This is a genomic window from Brevundimonas sp., assembly GCF_035627475.1.
Lineage (GTDB): Bacteria > Pseudomonadota > Alphaproteobacteria > Caulobacterales > Caulobacteraceae > Brevundimonas.
On record NZ_DASPLR010000022.1, the window covers coordinates 41,744 to 67,824 of the forward strand.

The following is a 26,081-nucleotide window of genomic DNA, read 5'->3' on the forward strand; positions in this document are numbered from 1 at the left end:
CCGCCTAGCCGCAGTCGACGCTGCGGATGATGCCGGTGGCTTCATCGAAGCGGACGTTGAGACGGTCGGGCCGCAGGTCCTTGGTGGTCGGGCAGGTGGTGCAGACGACGCGGACATTGGCGTCCGCCGGGAAGCTGGCGGCCCCGACATGCGTGCCGATCAGCGAACGGGCGGCTTCGGCGTCGCACCGCTGCGGCCCCGGTTCGACGGGGGTGTCCGCAACGGGCGCGCACGAGGCCAGCGCGAGTGCCCCGGCGATCAGAAGGGGCGCCCTCATCCGCATTTGACCTCGCGGATGATGCCCGTCGACTGCTCGTAGAGGATGTTCAGCCGGCCGGGGTTGTAGTCCATCGTCACCGGGCAGGTGGTGCAGGTCACCCGCCAGGTCTCGTTTGCCGGATTCGGCGGCAGTTCGGAGCGGTTTCGGCCAATGAAGCGCTGGTACTGGTCGGCCTTGCACCGGGACGGCCCGTCGTCCGGCGGCATCGGCGCGTCGCCGCTGTCGACCGGCGCGCAGGCGCCGATCAACAGGCCGGCGGCGGCGAGGCTGAGCAACTGGATCTTCATGGCGCGTCTCCCTTTCAGGCCTCAGCCGCAGCGGACCTGTTCGACGATTTCGGTCTGTTCGTTGAAGAAGATGTTCAGGCGGTGGGGCGAGTAGTCCTCGGTCACCGGGCAGGTCGTGCAGGTGACCCGGCGGTTCACAACCTCAACCGGAACGGGGATGTCCGTCTTCGGTTTCCCCACCAGCCACTGCAGGTCGCCGGCCTTGCACAGGTCGGTGGTGGGATCGACCGCCGGCGCGCCGACCGGCTGACTCATCTGGGCTTCCTCGACGGCGCGCGGCGCGGGCGCGTCGGAGGCCGGGGTCGAGCAGGCGGCGAGAGCGCCGAGCGCGATCAGGCCGCCCTTTCCCAACGCCCCTCGGGCGACTGCTTCCAGTAGGCGAGATTGGCCCCGGCGTCCTTCAGCGTCTTCCAGCGCAGGCGGGCTGCCTGAAGCGCCGTCTCGTCCCTGCCGTCGAAGATGATGAAGCATCGATCGAACCCTTTCGTATCGCCAAGCTGTGCGTCGTCCACGATGAACAGCGCCTGAGCGCCGTTCGGGTTCTCCGCAGCCTGGGTCAGCAGGATCGGCTGGCGCGCGGCCTCAGGCTCCGACGCGCGGCCGTGGGCGAGAAAGCTGTCGTCCCGCCAGGTCCACAGATGCTCGTCCATGTCGTCGAGCAGACGCTCGTCCGCGGCGCGGACCAGCGCCCGCCAGCCCCGCTCGCGCGTCTTCTCCAGCAGGCCGGGCAGGACCTGATCCAGCGTCGAGCGCTCGAGGTGGTAGAACCAGATTTCCGGACCGGCGTCAGACACCCCGCCCTGCCCTTCCAGCCCGTCAGGCTTCGTAGGAATCCGCCACCATCCGGTCGAGGGTGCGGACGCCCCAGCCGACGGCGCCGTCCGGTACGGTGGGGTTCTTGCTGTCCTTGATCCACGCCGTCGGCGCGATGTCGATGTGGGCCCAGGGCACGCCGTTGGTGAAGCGCTGCAGGAACAGGGCGGCGGTGATCGATCCGCCGGCGCGGCCGTTGCCGGTGTTCTTCACATCGGCGATCGGGCTGTCGATGTGGCGCTCGTAGGCGGCCGGGATCGGCATCCGCCAGGCGTTCTCGCCGACCTTGGGCGCGGCGGCGAGGAAGTTGTTCGCCAGCTCGTCGGAGTTCGAGAACACGCCGGCGTATTCCAGACCGAGCGCGACGATCATGGCGCCGGTCAGCGTCGCCAGGTCGAGCATGAATTTCGGCTTGAACCGCTCCTGGGTGTACCAGAGGCAGTCGGCGAGCACGAGGCGGCCCTCGGCGTCGGTGTTCAGCACCTCGACCGACTGGCCCGACAAGGACATGACCACGTCGCCCGGACGCTGCGCCGCGCCGTCGGGCATGTTCTCGACCAGACCCAGCACGCCGACGGCGTTGACCCTGGCCTTGCGGCCCGCCAAGGCGTGCATCAGGCCGGCCACGGCGGCCGCGCCGCCCATGTCCCACTTCATCTCCTCCATGCCGTCCGCGGGCTTGATGGAGATGCCGCCGGTGTCGAAACAGACGCCCTTGCCGACGAAGGCGATGGGCTGGTCGCCCTTGGCGCCGCCGTTCCACTTCATGATCGCGACCTGGCTCTCGCGCACGCTGCCCTGGCCGACCGCCAGGAGGGTGCGGAAGCCGAGCTTCTCGAGCTCCTTCTCGCCGAGGATTTCGACCTCGAGACCCAGCTTCTCCAGGCCCTTCACCCGCTTCGCGAACTCCTCCGGATAGAGGACGTTGGCCGGCTCGCTCACGAGATCGCGTGAGAACTCCACCGCCTCGGCCACCGGCGCCAGCCTGTCCCAGGCGGCCTGCGCGGCCTTCACGTCAGCCGCGACGACCTTGATCGTCTCGACCGAGGGCGTCTTCTCGGGCTTCAGCGTGGTCCGGTACTTCAGGAAGCGGTAGCTGGCCAGGCGTGCGGCGAAGGCGGCGCGGGCGGCCTGGTCCGCGGTCAGGGCGTGGGCGTCGATGGTCAGGGAGGTCGCGCCGGACAGTTTGACGGCGTGGTAGGCGGCGCCGGCCGCCGCCTCGAGGGCCAGATCGTCGAACTTGCCGGGATCGCCAGCGCCGGTCAGCACGACCGTGCCCGCGTCCACGCCGGCAGGCGCCGCGACGACCAGGGTGCTGTTCGAACCGCCGGTGAACCGGCTGGCGTTCATCGCCCTGGTCAGGGCGCCGGAGGCGGCGCTGTCGAGCTGGGCGCCCATGCCGTGGAAGGCCCGGCCTTCATGAACCAGGACGGCCAGCACTTCGGCTCCGCTGGCGGACGCGACGAACTCGATCTTCATGGGCTACTCCAGCCGGGTTGGCGTCCCCGGACGTGCTTACAAGGGTCGCGCGGCGACTGTCGCCGATGCGCGGGGATGTGTATTAGAGGCGCTCCAGCCGCCGCCTGCAACGGGCGATTTCCTCCGTTTATGACGCTGATTCAAGGCTATCTTTTTCGCCAGATCGCCCGCCCTGTCGTCGGCGCGTGCGCCGCGCTGGCCGGAATCGGCATCCTGAGCCAGAGCCTCGATCAACTCGAGGTTATCGTCGAGCGCGGCCAGAGCGTCTGGGTGATGCTGAAGCTGACCCTGCTCGCCGTTCCTCAACTTCTGGCGGTGATCGTTCCCATCGGCCTGTTCGTCGGCGCGTTGATCGCCCTGACCCGGCTCCAACGGGAACAGGAACTGACCGCTGTGTTCGCCTCGGGGGTCACGCGCTGGTCGGCGATTCGGCCGGCCGCGCGAATCGCGGCCATCGCGGCGGTGCTGACGCTGGTCGTGACCACCGTGCTCCAGCCGTGGGCCCAGCGCCAGGCGCGGTCCGAGGCCTTCGCCGTCCGCACCGACCTTGCCGCCCTGCTCGTCGAGGAGGGACGATTCGTCCAGGGGCCCGAAGGTCTGACCGTCTACGTCCAGCAGATCGAGCAGAACGGCCTGCTGAAGAACATCTTCATCTACCAGGCCGAGAACGACCGGGTGACCACCTGGGATGCCGCCGAAGCCCGCTTCTCGCGCATCGACGGCGAGCCGATCCTGACCCTGATCGACGGATCCTGGCAGCGCTACTCCAGCCGCGGTGTGCTGGAGCATCTGTCGTTCGGCCGCCAGGACGTCCCGCTCGGCCAGTATTCGGAGGTGACGGACACGATCCGCTACAAGCCGTCCGATCTCTATCTGCCGCAGCTGCTCAACCCCTCGCCGCAGGATCTGGATCGCGTCGGATCCGCCGGCGAGCTGAGGGCGGAAGCCCACTCCCGCCTGTCGGCCCCGCTGTACGCCCTGCTGGCCATGGCCATGGCTTTGTCGGCCATCCTCGGAGGCCAGTTCAGCCGTACCGGCTACAGCCTGCGCATCGCCCGGGTGGCCGGCGCCTTCCTGATCATCCGCATCATTGGCTACGGGGTGGTCGCGGCGAGCGCCTGGAACGGCTGGCTCAACGTGTTCCAGTACCTGCTGCCGATCGCGGGCACCGCCATCGCCCTGCGCCTTCTGTTCCGCGCGTTGAAGCCCCGCCGCCGCCGGTACTGGCCGGCCTTCGAGCGCCTGAAGGCGAGGTTCGCGTGAGCGGGGCCGACCATACCCCGTCGTGGCTCAGGCTGGGGCGCATCGAACGTTATGTGCTGGTCCAGCAGGCGCGGTCGCTGGCCATAGCCCTGGGGGTCATCGCCGCCCTGATCATGCTGATCGACTTCGTCGAGATCTCGCGCGGGATCGGCTCGGATGTCGACCTGTCGGGAGTCCGCATTCTCGGCCTGATGATGCTGAAGTCGCCGCAGGTCATCATCCAGCTGCTGCCGTTCGTCTTCCTCTTCGGGACCCTCGCCGCCTTCGTCGGGCTGAACCGCCGCAGCGAACTGGTCGCCATGCGGGCGGCTGGCCTGTCGGCGTGGCGGTTCGTGCTGCCGGCGGCCGGCGCCGCCTTCCTGTTCGGTGTGATCACGGTGACCGCGCTCGGCCCGCTGGCGGCGTCCGCCGACGGCCTGTTCCAGCGCGAGCGGACCCGCCTGTCGGGCTCGACGGACGCGGCCCAGGCGGTGTGGATCCGCGAAGGCGACGATACACGACAGATGGTCATCCGCGCCGAGCGTCAGGACCGCACCAACGCCCGCCTGCTGGGCGTGACCTTCTTCATCTACGCCACCGACGGAGAGGGCCACCGCACCTTCCGTGAACGGATCGACGCCGCCTCGGCCTCGCTGAGCGCCGGGCGCTGGCGGCTGGTCGACGCCGTGGGCGCCCAGATCGGCCAGCGGGCGGTGCGCTACGAGACGCTGGACCTGCTTTCCAGCCTGGCCGACGACGAGGCGTTCGAACGGTTCGCCCGGCCGCAATCGACCCCGTTCTGGTCGTTGCCGGCCCAGATCGCGCGAGTCGAGGCGGCGGGGTTCTCGAGCACCGCCTACCGGTTGCGGCTGCAGCAGCTGCTCGCCACCCCCCTGATGTTCGCGGCGATGTCGATCCTGGCCGCCGCCTTCTCGCTGCGCCTGATGCGGCTGGGCGATCTGGCCCGCATGAGCCTCGCCGCGGTGGTGCTGGGCTTCGGCTTCTTCTTCGTCAACCAGGCCGCCTCGGCCTTCGGCTCGGCCGAGGTGATTCCGCCCTGGCTGGCCGCGTGGCTGCCGCCCTTGCTGACAGCGCTCGCCGCCTTCACCTTGCTGTTCTATACCGAAGACGGCTAAGCGAAGCCCCGCCCGTCGTCCCTCCGCCGTCCATCGAGTGAGCCTGAATGCCGCGTGACCGCCGCGTCGAAACAGGAGCCCTGCGCCTCCGGCTTCTGGCCGGCGCCGCCGCCGTGGCCCTGGCGTCGTGGAGCGGCGCGGCCCAGGCCCAGCAGACACCCGCGCCCGCGGTTCCTGAAACGCAACGCGGTCCCGACGGCCTGACGCCCGAGGGCGTCTATCTGGAGGCCGACAAGGCGTCCCGGGACGGCGACCTCATCTCGGCCACGGGGGGGACCGGGCGGGTGATCGCGCGATTCCGCAATACGACGTTGCGCGCCGGGCGGCTGACCTACGACCTGAACGCCGGCGTCGCGACGGCCGACGACCGCGTCGAGTTCGTCGATCCGGAAGGCAACATCGTCTTCGCCAGTCATCTGGAGCTCGACTCCGACCTGAAGGCCGGCGTGGCGGTCGACTTCGCCACGCGCTTCCGCAACGGAGCCAGCCTGATGGCGGCGACGGCGGTGCGGCGCAGCGAGAACGTCAACGAGCTGAACTACGCCCTGTTCACGCCCTGCCCGATCTGCGACGCCGAAGGGAACCCCAGGGAACCCAGCATCGCCATCCAGGCGGAGAAGGTGGTCCAGGACGAGAGCCTGCGCGCGGTGCTGTACCGGAACGCGGTGTTCAAGGTCGGGGGCGTGCCGGTCTTCTACCTGCCCTTCTTCGCCCACCCGGATCCGACGGTCGAACGGGCCTCGGGCTTCCTTGTGCCGATACCGAGCTACGACGAGGGGCGCGGTTTCAGCCTCGAGGTTCCCTACCTGCAGGTGGTGTCGCCGTCAGAGGACTGGCTGATCAGCCCGCAGATCAACAGCCGGGTGGCGCCGCTGCTGAACCTGCAGTGGCGGCGGCGGTTCGCGGACGGAACCGTCGTGCTGCGCGGCGGCTACACCTACGAGCGCAATTTCGGCGACTTCGATCTGGACGGCGACAACGACGCTGAAAGCAACGTGAAATTCGGCGACCGGACCAGCCGGAGCTACTTCCTCGGGCACGGGCGCTTCGATCCGGAGGGGCCGTGGCGCTGGGGCTTCACGGCGGAACGGACGTCGGACAAGACCCTCTTCGACCGCTACGACGTCCGCGATCCCTATCAGGACAACGGCCTCTATTACGGCGACCAGCGCCGACTGATCAGCCAGATCTACGCCGAGCACCAGACCGAACGATCCTATGTTTCGGTCGCCGCCTTCACCCTGCAGAGCCTCCGGGTCGCCCGGTTCGATCCAGTCACGCCGGCGCTCAACGAGTTCGAGCGCGACGGCGCCCTGCCGGTGGTCGCGCCCCTCGTCGAGGCGCGATGGGAACCTGACCGTCCGGTCTTCGGCGGCCGGCTGCGGCTGAGGGGGTCGGCGGTGTCGCTCTATCGCGACGACTATGTCGGCAGCCCGGTGCTGCGGCCCGGAACCATTCCGCCGGGATCGACCCTCGGACTGCCCGGCGTGGACAGCCGACGCGTCTCGGGTCAGGCCGACTGGCGCAGGACGATGATCTCGCCGATCGGGGTGCGCTGGGAGCCATTCGTCGATGTGAGGGCCGACCTCTATTCGGTCGCCGACCTGCCGCCGGCGCTGGGGCTGGAGGAGGAGGAGATCGGTCGTGGGCGGGCCACCGCCGGCGTCGACGTCAGCTATCCGCTGATCCGGCGCTTCGGAGCGGCGGACATGATCCTCGAGCCGATGGCTCAGCTGTCGATCTCGACCGATCCCGACCTCGATCCGCGCATCCCCAACGAGGACAGCGAAACGATCGAGCTGGACGAAAGCTCGCTGTTCCGGGTGGACCGGTTTCCCGGCTACGACCTGTACGAAGGCGGTTTGCGCCTCACGACCGGCATGAGGACCACCGTGCGGTGGGACGACGGCCGGCAGGCGAGCCTGTTCGTCGGCCGCAGCTTCCGGTCCGACGAGGAGCCCGCATTCCTCGTGCCCGTGCCGGACGCGGCGAGCGACCTCTACGATCCGTCCGGCCTGGCCTCCGACACATCCGACTGGGTCGTCCAGGGTGACTTCTCGCCGTCGGACCGCATCCGCGGATGGGGGCACGCGACAATCGATTCGAGCGGCAATGTGCGGCGCGCCGAACTCGCCGTCGACGGCCGGTGGGGACGGCGGAACCTGGCGACGGTCAGCTACATCCTTGACCGCTCCAACCCCTTGGCCGGACCGAACAACCGCAACTACGAATTCCTCCAGCTGGCCGGACAACAGTTCGTGTACGGCAATTGGGGCGTCGCCTTCTCCGGCATCGCCGACCTGGAGCGGACGCCGCGTCCGGGCCAGCCCGATCCGGGCTATCTGGTCCGGTCCGAAATCGGCCTCCTGTTCGACGACGATTGCTTCCGGTTCGAGCTCGGCTGGCGGCGGGACAACACCAGCGTGAGACCGTCCGGCCCCTCGGAAGGCCCTTATGTGCGCCTAACCCTCGCCACTTTCGGCGGTACAGGATATTGACGGGGCGACGGGCGCCGGCCGGCGTGCGATTTCGGTTGCGCGAAGGTCGCCAGAACCGGCTCGGACCAACCGGCGCCGCTTGAGGAACCAGGACTGACATGCGTTTTCAGCGTTACTTGACGGGCGTGGCGATCGCCGCCCTCCTGGCCGGAACGGCCGTGGCCCAGACCCCGCCTCCCCCGGCGGCGGCGGGCACGCTGAACCCCGCCGCCGGGCAGGCTCCGCCGGCCGCGCCTGCGCCGACCCCGCAATTCCAGATGGCCGAAGGGGTTCTGGCCACGGTCAACGACAGCGTCATCACCGGCTTCGACCTGCGCCAGCGCATGCTGCTGCTGATCGCCATGACCCAGGTCCAGCCGACGCCCGAAAACATCCCGGCCATCCAGCAGGAAGCGCTCAACGCCCTGATCGACGAGCGCCTGCAGGTGCAGGAACTGGCCAACTACGAAGACCTCAAGGTCACGGACGAAGAAGTCGACCAGGAGATCGCGGCCATGGCCCAGGAGGTCGGGGCGACTCCCCAGGCCTATCTGTCCTATCTGCAGGCTGGCGGCATCCGGCCGCAGACGCTTCGCGAGCAGGTCCGCACCCAGATCGGCTGGCAACAGTTGGTCGGCGGCCGCTTCCAGGGCAGGGCCCGCGTCAGCAAGGGCGCTGTCGACGCGGCCATGCGGCAGATTTCCGAGGCCGCCTCCAAGAAGCAGTATCTGATCGGAGAGATCTACATCGAGGCGGCCCGCGTCGGAGGCCAACAGGCGGCGATGAACGGCGCCGCCCAACTGGTCCAGCAGATGGTTCAGGGCGCGCCCTTCCAGGCAGTGGCCCAGCAGTTTTCGGCCGCCCCCTCCGCCTCCCGCGGCGGCGACGCCGGCTGGGTTGTCGCGGGCACGGTCAATCCGATCCTGCAGACCGCGATGGACCAGCTTGAGGTGGGTCAGCTGTCCCGTCCGATCCCGGTCGAGGGCGGGGTCTACATCATCTACATGCGCGACAAGCGGGACGGGACCGCCGCCAGCCTGGTCCAGCTGAAGCAGGTGATGGTCGAACTGCCGGAGACGGCGAGCGAGGCCGAGGTGGCGGCGGCGGCGCAGCGGCTGGAGGCCATCCGGCCGCAGCTGACGTGCGATACCATGCTGCAGCGGGCCACATCCGAGCAGGGCCTGCTTGGCGCCGACCTGGGCGAGGCCGACGTGCAGAACCTCGCGCCGCAGTTCCAGCAGGTGGCCCGGTCAGCCCCCGTCGGGACGGTGAGCACCCCCGTTCGCACCCCGCTGGGCCTGCATCTCCTGGCCGTGTGCGGACGCCGCGCCGGTGGGATCGAGGCTCCGGATCCGCGCGTGATCGAGAACCAGCTGTTCCGCCAGAATCTGGCCAACCTGGCGCGCCGCTACATGCGTGACCTGCGGGCCGACGCCCTGATCGAGTACCGCCAGTGACAGCCGGCCCGCCGCTGGCCCTGACCATGGGCGAGCCGGCGGGCGTGGGACCCGAGATCATCGCCCGCGCCTGGGCCACGCTCAGGGACGGCGGCGGTCCGACCTTCGCCGTCGTCGGCGACGCGACCCTGATGCGCACCCAGGGCGTGCCGGTGCAGGCGGTGGCGGCGCCGTCCGACGCCGCCGGCGCCTTTCGCCGGGCCGTGCCCGTGCTTGACACCCCCCTGCCCGCGCCGGTTCACCCGGGCCAGCCCGACGCGGCCAACGCCGGAACCGTCGCCGACTGGATCGAGCAGGCCGTCAACCTGGCCATGGCGGGCGAGGTCGCCGGCCTCGTCACCGCCCCGATCGCCAAGGCTCCGCTCTACGCCGCCGGCTTCCGCTTCCCGGGTCACACCGAATTTATCGCCGAACTGACCGCCGACGCGTCCTTCGCCGGCACGCGGGGGCCGGTGATGATGCTGACGGCGAAGGATCTGCGCGCCTGTCTGGTGACCATCCATGTGGCGCTGGCCGAGGTCCCGGAGCTGGTCACCGCCGAGCGGATCATGCGCACCGCGCGGGTGGTCAACGAGGCGATGCGGCGGGATTTCGGCCTTGCCCGACCCCGGCTGGCCCTGGCGGCGCTCAACCCGCACGCAGGCGAGAGCGGCGCCCTGGGGCTGGAGGAGATCGAGGTGCTGATGCCGGCGGCGGCGGCGTTGAGAGGCGAAGGCGTCGCGATCACGGATCCCCTGCCCGCCGACACCCTGTTCCACGACGAGGCCCGCGCCGGCTACGACGCGGTGCTGTGCCTGTACCACGACCAGGCGCTGATCCCGGTCAAGACGCTGGACTTCTGGGGCGGCGTCAACGCCACGCTCGGTCTGCCGGTGGTGCGCACCTCCCCCGACCACGGCACGGGGTTCGACATCGCGGGCAAGGGCGTGGCGCGGGCGGACAGCCTGATCGCGGCGCTCCGGCTGGCGGGAGAGATGGCGGCTGCGCGTCAATCAGCCGGCTGAGGCGACTCGCCCGCCGCTGCTTTCCAGTGCATCCAGAAGGTCCATGACGTCGTCCAGCGTATTCGCCTCGCGCGCCGGCTTGTCCCAGCGGATGCGGCTGACGCGCGGAAAGCGCATGGCCACGCCCGACTTGTGCCGCGTCGACCGGTTCAGCCCCTCGAAGGCGATCTCCAGCACCAGGCCGAAATCGCGCCCGGCCCGAACCGAGCGCACCGGGCCGAACCGCTCCACCGTGTGGTCGCGGACGAACTTGTCGAGCTGTTTCAGTTCCTCGTCGGTAAAGCCGAAATAGGCCTTGCCGACAGGGGTCAGGGTCCCCTCCTCGGTCCAGACGCCGAAGGTGTAGTCCGAATAGAAGCTGGATCGCTTGCCGTGCCCGCGCTGGGCGTACATCAGCACGGCGTCGACGACATGCGGGTCGCGCTTCCACTTGAACCAGGGCCCCTTCGGCCGCCCCGCCACATAGGGGCTGTCCCAGCGCTTCAGCATCAGCCCCTCGGCGGCCGCCCCCACCGGCGGATCGGCGCGCAGGACGGCCAGATCGTCCCAGCTGTCATGGGGCACGATCGGCGACAGGTGCAGCCGCTCCCCTCCCCCGCCGGCGACCAGCGCCTCCAGCCGCGCCCTCCGCTCCCGCAGCGCCAGCGGCCGCAGGTCCTCGCCGTCCGCGGCGAGCAGGTCGTAGGCGATGATCGCCGCCGGAAAGGCCGCCATCAGCTTCGCGTCGACCGTCTTGCGGTTCAGCCGCTGCTGCAGGTCGCCGAACGGAGCCACCCCGCCGTCGCGCCAGACCACCAGTTCCCCGTCCACGGCCCCTTCGAACGCCAGTCCGGCCATCACGTCTCCGAAGGCGCCCGAAATCTCGTCGCCCGTGCGTGAATACAGCCGCGCCGTCCCCCCCTCGCGCACCGCCTGCACCCGGATGCCGTCCCATTTCCATTCGGCGGCGTATTCGGCCGGGTCCAGCCTGGCGAAATCCACCGCCTCGTCGATGGCGACCGCCAGCATCACCGGCCGGAACCGGCCCGGCGCGTCGGCGTCCGGGCGTGGGCCACGCCCCTCCAGCCAGGCGAACAGATCGGCGTAGGGCGGGCTCAGCGCGTGCCAGACCTCCTCGATTTCCGGGACGTCGACGGGTTCGAGCGCCACGGCTTCTTCCCCTCCATCCGGATCGGGCGGCTCGGTGACCGCCTCCGGCCGCACCATGGCGGCGGCGGTCTTGGCCAGCCGGGCGGACAGGCCGACGCGAAGGCCGCCGGTCATCAGTTTCAGCAGCGCCCACCGGCCCTTGGGCTCCAGCGCGTCCAGCCAGCCTTCCAGCAGCCCCGCGACCTCCCCCCTCCCGGCGGTGCGCAGCGCCTCGACCACCTCGCCCAGTTCCGGCTCGCGATTGGCGCGGTGACCGGGGTCGCGCGGCCAGATCAGCGCCACCGTCTCCGCCAGATCGCCGACGTAGTCATAGGACCATCCGAACAGGATCGGGTCGACCCGCGCCTCGACGGCCTTGCGGATCATCGCCGGTTTGGCCGCGTCGAACGTCAGGTCTCCGGTCAGCGAGGCGAGGGCCCAACCCCGGTCGGGATCCCGCGTGGTCCGCAGATAGTCCCTCAGCAGCACCAGCTTCGCATTGCGCGAGGCCGTCAGCGACAGGCGGTCCAGCAGTTCGGCGAAGGCGCGCATCAGGCCTTCAAACGCGAAAACGCCCCGGAAGTCTCCTCCCGGGGCGTCGCTTCAGGATCGCCCTGGCCTAGTTGAACAGGCCGGCGATGACCGCCGTGATCAGGCCGGTCGCGACAGCCGTCAGGACCACGTCGTCGCCGCTGCGCACATATTGGTAGCCGCGGGGCGGCTGGCGCAGGCCGTAGCGGCTGTAGTCGCTGACGACGTACTGGTTCGAGCGGTAGTAGGACGGCATCCTCTGTCCGTAGGACCAGGTGCGGACCTGGTAGCCGCGCGGAGCATGGTAGCGGCCGGCGTTGTAGCGCCGCTGCGACTGCTGCCAACGGGCGTAGGCGCGTTGGTCCTGGCGGGCGTCGCGGCGGTCCTCGCGGGCCTCCTGACGCCACTCGCGACGGTCTTCGCGGCGGTCCTGACGATCTTCACGACGGTCGTCCCGCCGATCCTGGCGTTGTTCGTGGTTGCCGCGCGACTGGGCTTCGGCGGCGGAAGCCATTCCCACCGAGCTCAGGGCGAGCGTGGCGGCGAGGGCGGCGGTGAGAGCCTTGTTCATGGGGTGTCTCCGGGTGCGGCCGAACGATTTCGACTTGGCCGCACCCTGGTCCCGCCGGCTTGAGCCGGGTCTGAACGGCCGTGCTCACCCGCGGTTCACATCGCCGTCGCCTTCCGAACGCTATCGCGTCGCGCAGGTCAGGCCGCCCGCACCTCTTCGTCGTCCTCGACCAGCGCGCGCAGCGCGGCCCGGCCGCCGCCGACCTGGTTCATGACCTGGGCGAGGGCTGCGAAATCGATCGGCTTGTTCAGATAGGCGTCCGCCCCGGCGTCGAGACCCGCCGCGTGATCCTCGGTGCGGGCCGAGGCCGACAGGACCACGATGGGCGTCTCCGCATTGGCGCCGCCTCCGGCCCGGATGCCGCGGGTCGCGGTCAGACCGTCCATGACGGGCATGTTCACGTCCATCACGATCAGGTCGAAGGGCTGGCCGGCCGCCATGTCCAGCGCGATCTGGCCGTTCTCCGCCGTCGAAGAGGTATGGCCGGCCGAACTCATCCACGCCTCCAGGATCATCCGGTTGACCGGATGGTCCTCGACGACGAGCACGTTCAGCGAGCGACCGTCCTCGATCTCGGCGTCGATCGGCGCGGCGGCCTCCTCGCGGGTCCACTGGACCACTTCGGCCTCGACACTGAAGGTGAAGGTCGAGCCTTCGCCGACGGTCGACACCACAGAGATGTCGCCGCCCATGATGTTGGCCATGCGCCGCGAGATGGTCAGGCCCAGCCCCGTGCCGCCGAAACGGCGCGTCGACGAGGCGTCGACCTGGGTGAACGGCTGGAACAGGCGCGCCAGATCCTCGGGCGAAATGCCGGCGCCGGAATCCTTCACGGCGAAGTCGAAGCGCACCCGGTCGTCGGCGACCCGCTCGGAGCGGACGGTGTAGGAGACCTCGCCCGAGTCGGTGAATTTGACGGCGTTGGAAAGCAGGTTGTGGATCACCTGGCAGACGCGCAGGGGGTCGCCGCGCACGACCGCGGGGGCCTCGCCCTCGAAACGGGCCGAGAAGGTCAGGCCCTTGGCCTCGGCCTGGGCCTGGAACGGGCCGGTGACGCGCTTGTGCAGTTCATCGACCGCCACGTCGACGATCTCGAACGTCATCTTGCCCGCCTCGATCTTGGTCATGTCGAGGATGTCGTTGAGCAGGCTCAGCAGGTTGTCGCCGGAGTTGCGGATGATAGACAGATACTCCCGCTGGGTCGGCTCGAGCCGGGTCGCGCCCAGCAGCTGGGCCGCGCCGAGCACGCCATTCATCGGGGTCCGCAGTTCGTGTGAGATGACGCCCAGGAAGCTGGACTTGGCCTCGCTGGCCGCATTGGCGCGGTCGCGGGCGGACTCCAGTTCCTCGATCAGATGGGCCTGGTGCTCCTGGAAGGCGCGAATCCGCTCCTCGCGAAGCATGGTCATCAGCACCAGCACGACCAGGCCGGCGGCCGTGAACGGCACCACCCCCATGAAGGCCCAGAACAGATCGGTGCCCCACAGCGAGGCGGCGATCACGGCGGCCGAAACCCCATAGGGCGACGAGATCACCACGGCCTGCTTCGGCGAGCTGCGCAACTGGGCGAACACCAGCACATAGCCCGAGACAAGCAGGGTCATGGCCAGCGGCTGCCCGAACGGGTGGCCCGAGAACCACGCCATCAGCGGCGCGGTGGCCCAGGCGGCGGTGGTGGCCGTGGCGACGGCCGGGAAGATCAGGCCCCAGCCGGCGCCGACCCGCTCGCTGATGCGCTTCTCCACCGCGCCGCGCAGGGCGCCGGCGGCGATCGTGCCGAAGAACCACAGGGCCGAGGCGACCGGCCCGACCACCGCCAGAAGGCCGACGGCCCAGCTCGAAATGATCAGATAGCGCAGATACTGGGTCTGCAGGATGGCGCGCAGGGCCTGGGCCGCTTCGCCGGAACCCGGTTCGCCGTTGGCTGGCTTGCTGATTCCGTCGGATTCGACCATTGCGCGCCCCAGCTTCCGAACATTCCCGCCGCGAACGCTATGGCCAACGTTCTAAGACGAGATGAACGCTGAGATTTCGCCCACAACCGATCGCTGAACGGAGTCAGGCCGCACCCGCCTCGTCCGGCGTCAGGGCCCGGATCGACAAGGCATGGACCGGCCCCGCCAATTCGTCGCGCAGCAGGTCGTTCACGGCCCGCTGGCGCTGCACACGGCCCTGCCCCGCAAAGGCGGCGGCCACCACCGTCACATTGAAGTGGCTCTCGCCGCCGGCGCGGCCGTCGACGCCGCCTTCGTGATGATGGCCGGCGTGCCGCCCGCTGTCGTCCTCGATTTCCAGACGGACCGGCGACAGCCCCGCCGTGAGTTTTTCGCGAATAATCGTCGCGATCGGGCCTTCCGGCATGCGCTTGTCCTTGTTGGTGACCAATTCGCCCCTACACTTCGTGCGATGTCATCCGCCTTTCAATACAAGCCGCGCTTCAAGGACATGCGGGTCAAGCCGCCCCGCCCCGAAGAGGAGGCGGCGGAGGCCGACGTCCTGCACCTGAAGCCGGGCGAGAAGCCGTGCCAGTGGCCGGACTGCCGCCAGGCCGCGACGGCGCGCGCGCCCAAGTCGCGCGAGCGGCTGAATGACTTTTACGACTTCTGCCAGCGACACGCCGGCGAGTACAACAAGGGCTGGAATTTCTACGCCGGCATGACCGAGGGCGAGGTTCGCGCGGCCCAGGAAAACGAGGCCATGACCGGCGGCCGCCCGACCTGGGAGATGAAGGCCGGCAAATTCACCCGCGAGGCCGCCGCCTTCGCCTCGAAGCTCGGCACGTCCAACACCACGGGCGCGGGCAGCTGGCGCGACAGCTTCGGCCTGTTCGGCCGGCGCACCAGGGAACAGGTCGGCCCCGACGGCCAGGACGACCTGCGCCTCGGCAAGCTGGAGCGGGCCGCGCTCGCCGACCTCGACCTCGGTGTCCGAACCGACAGGAAGGCCATCAAGGCCCGCTATCACGAGCTCCTGAAACGCTTCCACCCCGACCTCAACAAGGGGGATCGCGGCGCAGAGGCCAAGCTCCAGAACGTCATCAAGGCCTACAAGACGCTGAAGAAGGCCGGCCTGGCCTAGCTTCCGCGCCGGCGGCGCCTAGGTATGGCTCCCCTCGAAGGAGCCTTGCCATGGAAGTCCTCTACCGCGCCCACGCCACCGCCAGCGGAGGCGGCCGCGACGAAGGCCGCTCGGCCACCGACGACGGCAAGATCGACGTCCGCCTGTCCGTTCCCACCGAGATGGGCGGCAAGGGCGGCGACGGGACCAATCCCGAACAGCTGTTCGCCACCGGCTACGCGGCCTGCTACCTCGGCGCCCTGCGTCTGGTCAGCGGCAAGGCCGGAACGCCCGTCGGCCCCGACACCAGGGTCGCCGCCGGGATCGGCTTCGGCAAGAACACCCGCGGCGAGGGCTTCAACCTCGATGTCGAACTGACCGTCAGCGACCACGGCCTGGAAAGGTCGGTCATCGACGACCTGATCCAGAAGGCCCACCAGGTCTGCCCCTACTCCAACGCCACGCGCGGCAATGTGGATGTGAAGCTGACGGCGGTTTAGTCCAGCGTCGTCCGGTAGCGCAGCATCGCCAGCGCCCCGACGACCAGCACGAACAGGCCGAGCGCGAACAGGCTGGGCCCGGCGTTCTCCAGCCCCACGCCCTTGAGCAGCGATCCCCGCACCACCCGCAGGAAATGGGTGACGGGGATCGCCGTGCCGATGGCCTGGGCCCAGTCCGGCATGCCGCGGAACGGGAACATGAAGCCCGACAGCAGGATCGACGGCAGCATGTAGAAGAAGCTCATCTGCATGGCCTGCAGCTGGGTCTTCGCCACCGTCGAGATCAGGAAGCCCAGCGCCAGCGAGCCGACGATGAACAGCATCAGCCCGGCGCCCAGCGCGACCCAGCCGCCGCTCATGGGCACGTCGAACAGCACCCGGGCCATCACCAGGATGACCACCGCCTGCAGCACTCCGACCAGCACATAGGGCGCCAGCTTGCCGACCATGACCTCCAGCGGCCGCACCGGCGTCGACAGCAGGCTCTCCATCGTGCCCCGCTCGCGCTCCCGCGCCATGCCCAGCGAGGTCATCATCACCAGCGTCATCGACAGGATCACGCCCAGCAGGCCGGGCACGATATTCCAGGCGGTGATGGCCTCGGGATTGTAGCGCCGGTGCACCACCACCTCGAACGGCGCCGCGCCGGGCGCCCGCGCCGCCAGCGGTCCGGTCAGGTCCCGCGCCAGCGCCTGCGTCGGCAGGCTGGCCAGCGCCGCCACCGCGCCGGAGGTCGCCGACGGATCGGTCGCGTCCGCCTCGACCAGGATCTGGGCCGCATCGCCGCGCACCACCCGCCGGGTGAAGTCGGCCGGGATCACCACCGCGAACTGCACCTCGCCCCGCTCCAGCGCCCGGTCCAGCTCCCGCTGGCTGCGCGCCTGCACGCTGATGTCGAAATAGCCGCTGTTGTTCATCGCCGTCAGGAGCGAGCGCGAGAAGCCGCCGTTGTCCTGAACCAGCACCGCCGTCGGCAGGTGCCGCGGATCGTCGTTGATCGCATAGCCGAACAGCAGCAGCTGCACGATCGGCAACGCCAGGATCATGGCGTAGGTCAGCCGGTCGCGCGTCAGCTGCACGAACTCCTTGGCCATCACGGCCCAGGTCCGGGTCAGGGACAGCATCTCAGGCCGCCCTCCCCTTCCCGGCCTCGATGTCGTGGATCAGCTGGATGAACACATCCTCCAGCGTCGGCCGCGTCTCGGTCCATTTCAGCGGCGGCTTGCGGTAAGGCCGGATCGCCGCCTCCAGCGCCGCGCGGTCGCGACCCGACACGTGCAGCACCGTCCCGAACGGCGCCGCCATCTCCACGCCTGCCAGGCCGCGCAGCTCGCGCGCCAGCCGATCCGCGCCCGCGCCCTCCGCGTGGAAGGTGACCAGCCCGGAGGCGTCGATCACCTCGTCCGCCGTGCCGCGCGCCAGCGTCCGTCCGCCGGCGATATAGGCGATCTCGTGACAGCGCTCGGCCTCGTCCATGTAGTGGGTCGAGACCAGCACGGTCATGCCGTCCGCCGCCAGCGCGTGGATCTCGTCCCAGAAGGTGCGCCGCGCTTCCGGATCGACCCCGGCCGTCGGCTCGTCGAGCAGCAGCAGGTCCGGCCCGTGCAGGGTCGCCGCCGCCAGCGCCAGCCGCTGCTTCCAGCCGCCGGACAGATTGCCGGCCAGCTGCGCCCGCCGCGCCGTCAGCCCCAGCCGGTCCAGCGCCGCCTGCACCCGCTCGCGCCGCCGGTCCAGCTCGTGCACCCGCGCCGTGAACATCAGGTTCTGCTCGATCGACAGGTCTTCGTAGAGCGAGAATTTCTGCGTCATATAGCCGACGCGCCGCTTGATGGCCTGCGACTGGCGCATCACGTCAAAGCCCAGCACCGTGCCCTCGCCACTGTCCGGCGTCAGCAGGCCGCACAGCATCCGCAGCGTCGTGGTCTTGCCCGCCCCGTTCGGCCCCAGGAAGCCGCAGATGCGCCCCCGGTTCACGGTGATGCCGAAGTCCCTGACCGCATGCAGCGACCCGAACGACTTGTTCAGCCCGCGCACGTCGATGACCTTTTCTGAGCCCTCCCCCTCGAGGGGGGAGGGTTGGGAGGGGGTGGAGGCAGGATGCTTCTCGGCGAGTCCGGATGGGCCCAGGCCGTCCTTCGACGACGCCTCTCGCGCCCCCTCCTTCAACGGACTGCCGCCACCCCTACCCCCAACCCCTTCCCCCTCGAGGGGAAGGGGAGTCGATTTGCGCCCCCCACTCATGGGTTTGGTCCGATCGGATCCACATCCACCGGCAGGCCCGGGTTCAGCGTCGCCGCCCCCTCCGGCCGCGCCTCGACGCGATAGACCAGCCGGTCGCGGCTGCCCCGGCTGTACAGCACCGGCGGGGTGAACTCCGGCCGCGGGCTGACCCAGCTGATCCGCGCCCGCCCCGCTTCCGCGCAGCCGTCGCAGCGGAAGGTCACCGTCCGCCCCGGCCGGTAGCGCGCCATCTCCGCCTCGGGCACGAAGAACACCAGCTTGACCTCGCTGTCCGGCAGCAGGGCCAGCACCGGCGTATTGGCCGCCGCCCATTCGCCGGGCCGGTAGAATATCTCCTCGACCCGCGCCGCCGCGGGCGCCGTGGGCGCCAGCTGCCCCAGCCGCGCCTCGGCCTCGTTCAGCCCACCCGCCGCCTGCCGCGCCTGCTGTTCGGCCTGCGCCACCGCGTCCTGCCGGGCGCCCAGCGTCGCAACCTCGCGTCGCCGCCGCACCGCCGCCGTCTGGGCCCGGGCCGCGTCGCGCGCCGCCCTTGCCTGGTCCAGCCGCGCCGGGGCGTAGATGCCGCGCCGCACCAGCGGCTCGATCCGCCCGTACTCCGCCTCCGCCTCACGCTCGGCCGCCAGCGCAGCCTGCAGCTCGGCGTCGAACACCGACAGTTCCTCGGCCCGCTGGCCCTTTCTCAGGTCCTCGGCCCGGGCCTCGGCCGCCCCCACCGCCGCAGCCGCGCTGTCGGCCTGGGCGCGCTGCACCCGCGGGTCGATCAGAAAGGTCCGGCCGCCCGCCGCCACCCGCTGGCCCTCGCGCACATACAGCGCCGCCACCGCGCCCGAGACCGGCGCGGCCAGATAGACCCGCTCGCCTTCTACATAGCCGGTCAGGGTCCGCGCCTCGTCCCCGCGCAGGAACAGCTGCCAGCCCAGCAGCGCCAGCAGTGCGATGGCCCCGAGCGCCACGAACGGCCTGGGGCTCAGCTTCGGACGCGTCATGGCCTCATCCCCTTCAGGACCGTATCCAGATGCTGCCGGGCCAGCGCCGGCACGTCGATGGGCCGCGCGCCGACCGGCTCGAATGTCTCGCGCCACACCATCGACAGGACCATCGGGCCCATCAGGCCAAAGGCGAACAGGCGCGGATCACCCGCCCTCACCTCGCCCCGCGCCTGCGCCGCGGCGATCAGCCCGCTGATCAGCTCCACCCCCGGCTCGACCACCGTCTCGTGCCAGATGGTCGCCAGCTCGGGGTGGTTGCGGCTCTCGGCGATGACCAGCTTGACGACGCCGGTGATGCGCCGGTCCGTGACGACCTTGCCGGCCAGCATGCCCACGCCCGTCCGCACCGCCTCCTCGAACGGCACGGGGGCCGAGGCCAGCCCCTTCACATGCGCGATGTTCGGCGAGATGGCGTCCGTCACGACCGCCCGGAACAGGTCGGCCTTGGTCTCGAAATACAGGTACAGCGCGCCCTTCGACACGCCGGCCCGTTTCGCCACCTCCTCCAGCCGCGCCGCCTGGAAGCCGCGCTCGGCGAACACCTCCAGCGCGGCCGACAGGATTTCAGCCGGCCGGTCGGCTGGTCGGCGGCGGAATTTGGGCTGACCGGCGGGAAGCATCACATCTCTCTGACTGACCAGTCAGTTATTACGACGCCGAAGCCCGGCTGTAAAGCGCCGTTATTTCACCCGCGCCCTCGCCTCCGCTGGACCCCGCCTCGCTGGAATTCTAAGGGAGGCCCCATGACCTCCCCGCTCGACGCCACCCCCGATCCCCTGCTGACGCTGGAGCCGACCCGCCACGCCACCGTGCGCGAGGTCTTCGGCATCGACTCGGACATGACCGTGCCCCTGTTCGCCGGGCGCGACAGCCATGTCCCGGACATCGACGAGGCCTACCGCTTCGACCCGCAAACGACGCTGGCCATCTGCGCCGGCTTCGCCTTCGACCGCCGCGTCATGGTCCAGGGCTATCACGGCACCGGCAAGTCGACCCACATCGAGCAGGTCGCCGCCCGCCTCAATTGGCCGATGGTCCGCGTCAACCTAGACGCCCACGTCAGCCGCATCGATCTGGTCGGCAAGGACGCCATCGTCCTCAAGGACGGCAAACAGGTCACCGAATTCCGTGAGGGCATGCTGCCCTGGGCCATCCAGCGCCCCATCGCCCTCGTCTTCGACGAATACGACGCCGGCCGCCCCGACGTGATGTTCGTCATCCAGCGCGTGCTCGAGGCCCAGGGCCGCCTGACCCTGCTTGATCAGAACCGCGTCATCCGCCCGAACAAATTCTTCCGCCTGTTCGCCACCACCAACACCATCGGCCTCGGCGACACCTCGGGCCTCTATCACGGCACCCAGCAGATCAATCAGGGCCAGATGGACCGCTGGAACATCGTCACCACGCTCAACTACCTCGACCACGACGTCGAGGCCGAGATCGTCGCCGCCAAGGTGCCGGAGTGGTCCGACGCCGAGGGCAGGCGCCGCATCGCCGCCATGGTCCGCGTCGCCGACATGACGAGGAACGCCTTCATGAACGGCGACATCTCGACGGTGATGAGCCCGCGCACCGTGATCACCTGGGCCCAGAACGCGATCATCTTCGCGGGGGACGTCGGCCTGGCCTTCCGCCTGACCTTCCTGAACAAGTGCGACGAGTTGGAGCGCCCGACAATCGCGGAGTTCTACCAGCGCGCGTTCGGGGAGGATCTCCCCGAGGCGGCGACGCGGGTGAAGGTGGGTTAGAATACCAAATTCCGCTCATCCCGGCGAATGCCGGGACCCAGATCACAAATCGCATCCTTGGAAGCGGAACACGCAACCTTTACTTGTCCACGCCACTCGCGCCAGTTCATCTGGGTCCCGGCATTCGCCGGGATGAGCGGTGGAGGGGGCTGTGCGCGACGGGCCGACGGGGTTCTGGGTGTACATTATGGCCAACCGGCGCAACGGGGCCATCTACACAGGCCACACGGACAGCCTCGGTCGCCGTGTCGAGCAGCACCGGAACGGGACTTTCGGCGGCTTCACCAGCCAATATGGCTGCAAGACCTTGGTCTGGGCGGAATGGCACGAGACCCGCACCGGAGCCTTCCGTCGCGAGCGCCGCATCAAAGAATGGCGCCGATCCTGGAAACTGCTCCTGATCGAGGAGCGCAATCCGACCTGGCGGGACATGCTTGAGGACTACCTCCGCTGATCACCCCGCCCCATTCCGCCAAGCCCCCTCCGCCATCTCCCGCGCCGTCTCCCGCACTCCCTCCGGCCAGCCCTCCACCGCCGCGTCGAACGCCGTCCAGTCCCCCGCGAACAGCATCCGCGTCGCCTCCTCGTAGTTCGGCAGATCTCCCGCCATCGCCGTCATGAAGCGGTAGGCCCGCTCCTTCGCCCGGCGCGCCCGCTCCGGCCCCTCGCCGGCCTTCATCTGCGCCTCGACCAGTTTGCGCAGCGCCACCGAAATCCCGCCCGGCTGGGCCGCCAGCCAGTCCCAGTGGCGCGGCAGCAGGGTCACCTCGCGCGCCGTGACCCCAAGCTTCGGCCGCCCCGGCCCGCGCGTCTCGGTCGGGGCCAGCGCCGGACCCAGCCGGGCCCGCGCCTCCCCCACCCCGCCGCGCAGATCGAGGTCGACCACCCGCCCGTCGGCCAGGCTGAACACCAGCGGCCCCTTCCCCGCCGCGGCGGCGGCGTGGAGGGCCGGCAGCGCCCGGTGCAGCGGCCGGGGAGCGACGATCCGGTCCGCGCCGACGAAGGCGACCACGGGCAGGTCTGACGGAACGGACATGAAGAATAGCTCCAGGCGGCGATCATGCGACCGCGTTTGACGTAGCGGGCCTCCATACTCTCGCTCGCGAGATCGGGGGCGGAGATGGAGATGCGGAATTCAGGTGGACTCGATAGACTCTGCACACCGTGTTTTCCGGTTTCTACCCGGGTAGAACCCGTTGGATCCCGCAGACTCTGCAGACTCCGCCCACGGCATTTCCCGGGTTTTACCCGGGTAAAACCTGCCCGTCAATATTACCCGGGTAAAACTATCTGCGCGCCGCTGTCGCAGGCCCGGAACTCCCGTCACGGCCATGCGCTAAGCGGGCGACCCTCCCCCATCCGCATCGAAGGAGCTCCCCATGACCGACCAGCGTATCGAAGGCGCCGCAACCCGGGCCGAGGCCCAGGTCCAGAACGGCCTCGGCCGCATGACCGGGGACAGCAAGCTGCAGCTCGACGGCAAGCTGAACGAGGTGAAGGGCAAGGCACTGGACGCCTACGGCCGGGTCATCGACGGCCTCGACGGACTCGTCGCCAAGGCGCCGGCCCAGTACCAGGGCCGCGCCCGCCAGGGCCTCGACTTCGCCCGCCGCAAGCCGCTGCTGACCACCGGCATCGTCGCCGGCCTGGCCGTGCTGCTCAGCGGCATGGGTCGCCGCCGCCGCTAGGCCGCCCCCGACCTGGCAGGAAAAAGGCCCGGGCGTCCTCGCCCGGGCCTTCTTTCGTTTGCGCGAGACAGCGGCCGCTAGTCGACCACCTGGTCCTCCGCCCGCGCCGCCTTCACCTGGGCCCCGGTGGAAGGCGTGATGTCGAAGGCGATCTTCCCGTCCTTCAGCTCGACCTTCACATGCCCGCCGCGGGTCAGACGCCCGAACAGGATGTCGTCGGCCAGCGGCTTCTTGATGGTCTCCTGGATGACCCGGGCCAGAGGCCGCGCGCCATACAGTTCGTCGAAGCCGTTCTTGGCCAGCCAGTCGTTGGCCTCGTCGGTCAGCTCGATGGTGATGTTGCGGTCCGCCAGCTGGGCTTCCAGCTGCAGGATGAACTTGGTCACCACCGACCGGATCGTCTCGGCGTCCAGCGCCTTGAACGCCACGATGGCGTCGAGGCGGTTGCGGAACTCCGGCGCGAACAGCCGCTGGATGGCCTTTTCGTCCTCGCCCTCGACCTTGCCGCGGCCGAAGCCGATGGCCGCCCGCGCGTTGTCCGCCGCCCCGGCGTTGGTGGTCATGATCAGCACCACGTTGCGGAAGTCGACCTTCTTGCCGATGGCGTCGGTCAGCTGGCCGTTGTCCATCACCTGCAGCAGGATGTTGTAGACGTCCGGGTGGGCCTTCTCGATCTCGTCCAGCAGGACGACGGCGTGGGGGTGCTGGTCGACGGCGTCGGTCAGCAGGCCGCCCTGGTCATGGCCGACATAGCCCGGAGGCGCGCCGATCAGACGGCTGACGGTGTGCCGCTCCATGTATTCCGACATGTCGAAGCGCAGCATCTCGATACCCAGCGTGGACGCCAGCTGTTTGGCCACCTCCGTCTTGCCGACCCCGGTGGGGCCGCTGAACAGGAAGGCGCCGATCGGCTTCTGCGGATCGCGCAGACCGGCCCGGGCCAGCTTCATGGCCGCCGAGACTTGCTCGATCGCCGCCGACTGGCCGAACACGACCCGGTTCAGGTCGCGTTCCAGCTCGCGCAGCCCCTCGGTGTCGGACTTGGAGACCGACTTCGGCGGGATGCGGGCCATGCGGGCGATGACGGCCTCGACCTCCTTCTGGCCGATGACCTTCTTGCGCTTCGATTCCGGCAGCAGCATCTGCGACGCCCCCGCCTCGTCGATGACGTCGATGGCCTTGTCCGGCAGCTTGCGGTCCGTCATGTACCGCGCCGACAGTTCCACCGCCGTGCGGATCGCGGCGTCGGTGTAGCGCAGCTTGTGGTGGCCTTCGTAGGAGGTCTTCAGCCCCTTCAGGATCTTGATCGTGTCGTCGACCGTGGGTTCGTTGACGTCGATCTTCTGGAAGCGGCGGGCCAGCGCCCGGTCCTTCTCGAAATGCTGGCGGTACTCCTTGTAGGTCGTCGAGCCCATGCAGCGCAGGCTGCCCGAGGCCAGCGCCGGCTTCAGCAGGTTGGACGCATCCATGGCCCCGCCCGAGGTCGCCCCCGCCCCGATCACCGTATGGATCTCGTCGATGAACAGGATGGCGTTGTCGTGCGTCTCCAGTTCCTTGACGACCTGCTTCAGCCGCTCCTCGAAGTCGCCGCGATAGCGGGTGCCGGCCAGCAGCGCCCCCATGTCGAGGCTGTAGATGGTCGCGCCTTCCAGCACGTCCGGCACCTCGTGGTTGACGATCTTGCGGGCCAGGCCCTCGGCGATGGCGGTCTTGCCGACGCCCGGGTCGCCGACCAGCAGCGGATTGTTCTTCGTCCGCCGGCACAGGATCTGGATGGCGCGGTCGACCTCGGCCTGACGGCCGATCAGCGGGTCGATCTTGCCGTTGCGCGACTTCTCGTTGAGGTCGACGCAATAGGCCTCCAGCGCCTCGCCGCCGGTCTTGGCGGCGGCCGCGTCCTCGGCATCCTCCGGGCTGGCGCCGGCGCGGGCGGGTCGCGTCTCGCCGCCGGCCTTCTTGGCGATGCCGTGGGCGATGAAGTTGACCGCGTCGTAGCGGGTCATGTCCTGCTCCTGCAGGAAGTAGGCGGCGTGGCTCTCGCGCTCGCTGAAGATGGCGACCAGCACATTGGCGCCCGTGACCTCCTCGCGGCCCGAGCTCTGGACGTGGATGACCGCGCGCTGGATCACGCGCTGGAAGCCTGCCGTCGGCTTGGCGTCCTCGCCGTCGGAGGTGGCCAGGGCCGCCAGGTCGGTGTCGACATACAGGGTCAGCGCCGTCTTCAGGCTGACCAGGTCGACGTTGCAGGCGGTCATGACATTGGCCGCATCCGGGTCGTCGACCAGGGCGAGCAGCAGGTGTTCGAGAGTGGCGTACTCGTGCCGGCGCTCGTTCGCATAGTGGACGGCGCGGTGCAGTGTCTCTTCGAGAGGACGCGAAAATGAGGGCATTGGAAGGTTCCTCTCAGTCCTTTTCCATCGTGCATTGCAGCGGGTGCTGGTGACGGCGCGCCGTCTCGACCACCTGGGCGACCTTGGTTTCGGCCACTTCGTAGGTGAAGACGCCGCAGACCCCCACGCCATGCTGGTGCACATGCAGCATGATGCGGGTCGCGTCCTCGCGGCTCTTCTGGAAGAACCGCTCCAGCACGTAGACGACGAATTCCATCGGCGTGTAGTCGTCGTTCAGGATCAGCACCCGGTACAGCGAGGGCTTCTGAAGCTTCGGCTTTGTTTCGGTGACGGTGGCGGCCCCGAGGCCCCCTTCCTGATCACCGGCCTTACGTGACGGCGGCATTCGTTGTCCGTGTTTGGGGAGTCGATGGACAGATAGGGAATGATGGCCTGATTTGAAGCGGCGTCCAGTCACACGTTGCGTGACAGGCGCGCCTCACCTCGGGCGCGCCCGAAAGATGAAATGCGAAAAGGCCCCGGCGTTCCCGCCGGGGCCTTCGCAGGCTTACTGATACGCTTACTGAGGAGGCAGGTCGCCTTAGCGGGCGGCCTGGAACTTCTCGACCGAGGCGGTGACGCGCTCGTTGATCGGCTTGAAGCTGTCCTTGACCGAGGCGGTGAACACGTCGGTCATGCGGGTCACTTCGGCCAGATAGGCTTCGGCGGCCGACTTGGCCCAGTTGGTCTGCAGCTCGAGGGCTTCCTGGATCGAACGCGCCTGGGCCAGCGACTGGGCGGCGGCGACGCCGTCTTCCCAGGACTTCTTGCCGTAGGCGACGGTCTGGGCCGACAGGGCCTCGACGCCCTTCTGGGCGGCGGTGGCCGAGGCGACGACCGCCTCGAGGTTCTTCTTGCCCTCGGCGTTCAGCTCGGTCAGGCCGGCGACCGACTTGTCGGCGGCTTCACGGAAAGCCTGAGCGCCGGCGGCCTGGATCTTCTCGGCCTGGGCCTGGGCCTTCTCGGCCGAAGCCTTGACCTGGGCGGTGGCGGTTTCGACGGTCTTCTTGACGTTCACGGTTTCGGCGCTGTCGGCCATGGTATCTCTCCTGAACCTGTCGCG

At 69.3% G+C, this 26,081-nt stretch carries 27 protein-coding genes; 10 read left to right on the forward strand and 17 right to left on the reverse strand.

Annotation, left to right across the window (positions count from 1 at the left end):
• Positions 1 to 4 precede the first annotated feature (4 nt).
• The 5 genes from VEA62_RS05405 to VEA62_RS05425 are packed head-to-tail and all read right to left on the reverse strand — an operon-like array spanning position 5 to position 2,859.
• Entirely contained in the window at positions 5 to 277 is a 273-nt protein-coding gene (locus tag VEA62_RS05405; RefSeq protein WP_324819401.1) for a hemolysin, read from the reverse strand.
• Positions 274 to 567, reverse strand: a complete 294-nt coding sequence (locus VEA62_RS05410) for an I78 family peptidase inhibitor (protein ID WP_324819403.1) — start codon at positions 565 to 567, stop codon at positions 274 to 276. The genes VEA62_RS05405 and VEA62_RS05410 overlap by 4 nt, the downstream gene beginning before the upstream one ends.
• 21 nt (positions 568 to 588) lie before the next feature.
• Positions 589 to 918, reverse strand: coding sequence for a hypothetical protein (locus VEA62_RS05415; RefSeq protein WP_324819405.1), 330 nt, complete (start codon positions 916 to 918; stop codon positions 589 to 591).
• Positions 900 to 1,361, reverse strand: a complete 462-nt coding sequence (locus tag VEA62_RS05420) for a DNA polymerase III subunit chi (protein WP_324819407.1) — start codon at positions 1,359 to 1,361, stop codon at positions 900 to 902. Before VEA62_RS05420 ends, VEA62_RS05415 begins: the two co-directional genes overlap by 19 nt.
• Before the next feature lie 22 nt (positions 1,362 to 1,383).
• Positions 1,384 to 2,859: a leucyl aminopeptidase gene (locus VEA62_RS05425; RefSeq protein ID WP_324819409.1), complete on the reverse strand. Its 1,476-nt coding sequence runs from the start codon at positions 2,857 to 2,859 to the stop codon at positions 1,384 to 1,386.
• A 129-nt stretch (positions 2,860 to 2,988) separates the two neighbouring features.
• Between VEA62_RS05425 and VEA62_RS05430 the strand changes: the two genes are divergently transcribed.
• From VEA62_RS05430 to pdxA, 5 genes are all read left to right on the forward strand, one after another.
• A complete protein-coding gene (locus VEA62_RS05430) occupies positions 2,989 to 4,122 on the forward strand; it encodes an LptF/LptG family permease (protein WP_324819411.1) in 1,134 nt (377 codons plus the stop codon).
• Positions 4,119 to 5,237, forward strand: a complete 1,119-nt coding sequence (locus VEA62_RS05435) for an LptF/LptG family permease (protein WP_324819413.1) — start codon at positions 4,119 to 4,121, stop codon at positions 5,235 to 5,237. Before VEA62_RS05430 ends, VEA62_RS05435 begins: the two co-directional genes overlap by 4 nt.
• 47 nt (positions 5,238 to 5,284) lie before the next feature.
• Positions 5,285 to 7,735 (forward strand): LPS-assembly protein LptD, encoded by a 2,451-nt coding sequence (locus tag VEA62_RS05440; protein ID WP_324819415.1) that lies wholly within the window; start codon positions 5,285 to 5,287, stop codon positions 7,733 to 7,735.
• Between the two features lie 98 nt (positions 7,736 to 7,833).
• Positions 7,834 to 9,171 carry a peptidylprolyl isomerase gene (locus tag VEA62_RS05445; RefSeq protein ID WP_324819417.1) on the forward strand — a complete coding sequence of 446 codons (1,338 nt, stop codon included), beginning with the start codon at positions 7,834 to 7,836 and terminating at the stop codon, positions 9,169 to 9,171.
• Positions 9,168 to 10,175 carry a 4-hydroxythreonine-4-phosphate dehydrogenase PdxA gene (gene pdxA, locus VEA62_RS05450; protein ID WP_324819419.1) on the forward strand — a complete coding sequence of 336 codons (1,008 nt, stop codon included), beginning with the start codon at positions 9,168 to 9,170 and terminating at the stop codon, positions 10,173 to 10,175. The genes VEA62_RS05445 and pdxA overlap by 4 nt, the downstream gene beginning before the upstream one ends.
• Here the strand turns inward: pdxA and VEA62_RS05455 are convergent.
• From VEA62_RS05455 to VEA62_RS05470, 4 genes are all read right to left on the reverse strand, one after another.
• Positions 10,164 to 11,855: a cisplatin damage response ATP-dependent DNA ligase gene (locus VEA62_RS05455; protein ID WP_324819421.1), complete on the reverse strand. Its 1,692-nt coding sequence runs from the start codon at positions 11,853 to 11,855 to the stop codon at positions 10,164 to 10,166. The genes pdxA and VEA62_RS05455 overlap by 12 nt on opposite strands.
• Positions 11,856 to 11,922: 67 nt before the next feature.
• Positions 11,923 to 12,405 carry an RcnB family protein gene (locus VEA62_RS05460; protein WP_324819423.1) on the reverse strand — a complete coding sequence of 161 codons (483 nt, stop codon included), beginning with the start codon at positions 12,403 to 12,405 and terminating at the stop codon, positions 11,923 to 11,925.
• A 137-nt stretch (positions 12,406 to 12,542) separates the two neighbouring features.
• Positions 12,543 to 14,360: an ATP-binding protein gene (locus tag VEA62_RS05465; RefSeq protein ID WP_324819425.1), complete on the reverse strand. Its 1,818-nt coding sequence runs from the start codon at positions 14,358 to 14,360 to the stop codon at positions 12,543 to 12,545.
• Between the two features lie 103 nt (positions 14,361 to 14,463).
• Positions 14,464 to 14,766 carry a BolA family protein gene (locus tag VEA62_RS05470; protein ID WP_324819590.1) on the reverse strand — a complete coding sequence of 101 codons (303 nt, stop codon included), beginning with the start codon at positions 14,764 to 14,766 and terminating at the stop codon, positions 14,464 to 14,466.
• 45 nt (positions 14,767 to 14,811) lie between these two features.
• Here VEA62_RS05470 and VEA62_RS05475 point away from each other — a divergent pair, with 45 nt between their 5' ends.
• Positions 14,812 to 15,483: a J domain-containing protein gene (locus VEA62_RS05475; protein ID WP_324819427.1), complete on the forward strand. Its 672-nt coding sequence runs from the start codon at positions 14,812 to 14,814 to the stop codon at positions 15,481 to 15,483.
• 50 nt (positions 15,484 to 15,533) lie between these two features.
• Positions 15,534 to 15,962, forward strand: a complete 429-nt coding sequence (locus VEA62_RS05480; RefSeq protein ID WP_324819429.1) for an organic hydroperoxide resistance protein — start codon at positions 15,534 to 15,536, stop codon at positions 15,960 to 15,962.
• Here VEA62_RS05480 and VEA62_RS05485 read toward each other — a convergent pair.
• From VEA62_RS05485 to VEA62_RS05500, 4 genes are all read right to left on the reverse strand, one after another.
• Complete coding sequence (locus VEA62_RS05485; protein WP_324819431.1) at positions 15,959 to 17,086, reverse strand: ABC transporter permease; 1,128 nt, start codon at positions 17,084 to 17,086, stop codon at positions 15,959 to 15,961. The two genes, VEA62_RS05480 and VEA62_RS05485, sit on opposite strands and share 4 nt — an antisense overlap.
• 1 nt (position 17,087) lies before the next feature.
• Positions 17,088 to 18,002, reverse strand: coding sequence for an ABC transporter ATP-binding protein (locus tag VEA62_RS05490; protein WP_324819592.1), 915 nt, complete (start codon positions 18,000 to 18,002; stop codon positions 17,088 to 17,090).
• Positions 18,003 to 18,199: 197 nt separating this feature from the next.
• Complete coding sequence (locus tag VEA62_RS05495) at positions 18,200 to 19,189, reverse strand: HlyD family secretion protein (RefSeq protein ID WP_324819433.1); 990 nt, start codon at positions 19,187 to 19,189, stop codon at positions 18,200 to 18,202.
• Positions 19,186 to 19,812, reverse strand: coding sequence for a TetR/AcrR family transcriptional regulator (locus VEA62_RS05500; protein ID WP_324819435.1), 627 nt, complete (start codon positions 19,810 to 19,812; stop codon positions 19,186 to 19,188). The genes VEA62_RS05495 and VEA62_RS05500 overlap by 4 nt, the downstream gene beginning before the upstream one ends.
• A gap of 123 nt (positions 19,813 to 19,935) precedes the next feature.
• Between VEA62_RS05500 and cobS the strand changes: the two genes are divergently transcribed.
• Positions 19,936 to 20,940 carry a cobaltochelatase subunit CobS gene (cobS, locus tag VEA62_RS05505; protein WP_324819437.1) on the forward strand — a complete coding sequence of 335 codons (1,005 nt, stop codon included), beginning with the start codon at positions 19,936 to 19,938 and terminating at the stop codon, positions 20,938 to 20,940.
• Positions 20,941 to 21,091: 151 nt separating this feature from the next.
• Entirely contained in the window at positions 21,092 to 21,394 is a 303-nt protein-coding gene (locus VEA62_RS05510) for a GIY-YIG nuclease family protein (RefSeq protein WP_324819439.1), read from the forward strand.
• Here VEA62_RS05510 and VEA62_RS05515 read toward each other — a convergent pair whose 3' ends face one another.
• Positions 21,395 to 21,976, reverse strand: a complete 582-nt coding sequence (locus VEA62_RS05515) for a DUF2239 family protein (protein WP_324819441.1) — start codon at positions 21,974 to 21,976, stop codon at positions 21,395 to 21,397.
• 343 nt (positions 21,977 to 22,319) lie between these two features.
• On the opposite strand from VEA62_RS05515, the gene VEA62_RS05520 reads away from it, so the two are divergent.
• Positions 22,320 to 22,628, forward strand: a complete 309-nt coding sequence (locus VEA62_RS05520; protein WP_324819443.1) for a CsbD family protein — start codon at positions 22,320 to 22,322, stop codon at positions 22,626 to 22,628.
• A 77-nt stretch (positions 22,629 to 22,705) separates the two neighbouring features.
• On the opposite strand, the gene clpA is transcribed toward VEA62_RS05520, so the two are convergent.
• From clpA to VEA62_RS05535, 3 genes are all read right to left on the reverse strand, one after another.
• Positions 22,706 to 25,018, reverse strand: a complete 2,313-nt coding sequence (clpA, locus tag VEA62_RS05525; protein ID WP_324819445.1) for an ATP-dependent Clp protease ATP-binding subunit ClpA — start codon at positions 25,016 to 25,018, stop codon at positions 22,706 to 22,708.
• A gap of 13 nt (positions 25,019 to 25,031) precedes the next feature.
• The gene (clpS, locus tag VEA62_RS05530) at positions 25,032 to 25,364 is read right to left on the reverse strand and encodes an ATP-dependent Clp protease adapter ClpS (protein ID WP_324797296.1); all 333 of its coding nucleotides are present in this window, start codon (positions 25,362 to 25,364) and stop codon (positions 25,032 to 25,034) included.
• Positions 25,365 to 25,559: 195 nt separating this feature from the next.
• On the reverse strand, positions 25,560 to 26,057 hold the full coding sequence (locus tag VEA62_RS05535; protein WP_324819447.1) for a TIGR01841 family phasin: 498 nt from the start codon (positions 26,055 to 26,057) through the stop codon (positions 25,560 to 25,562).
• Positions 26,058 to 26,081 lie beyond the last annotated feature (24 nt).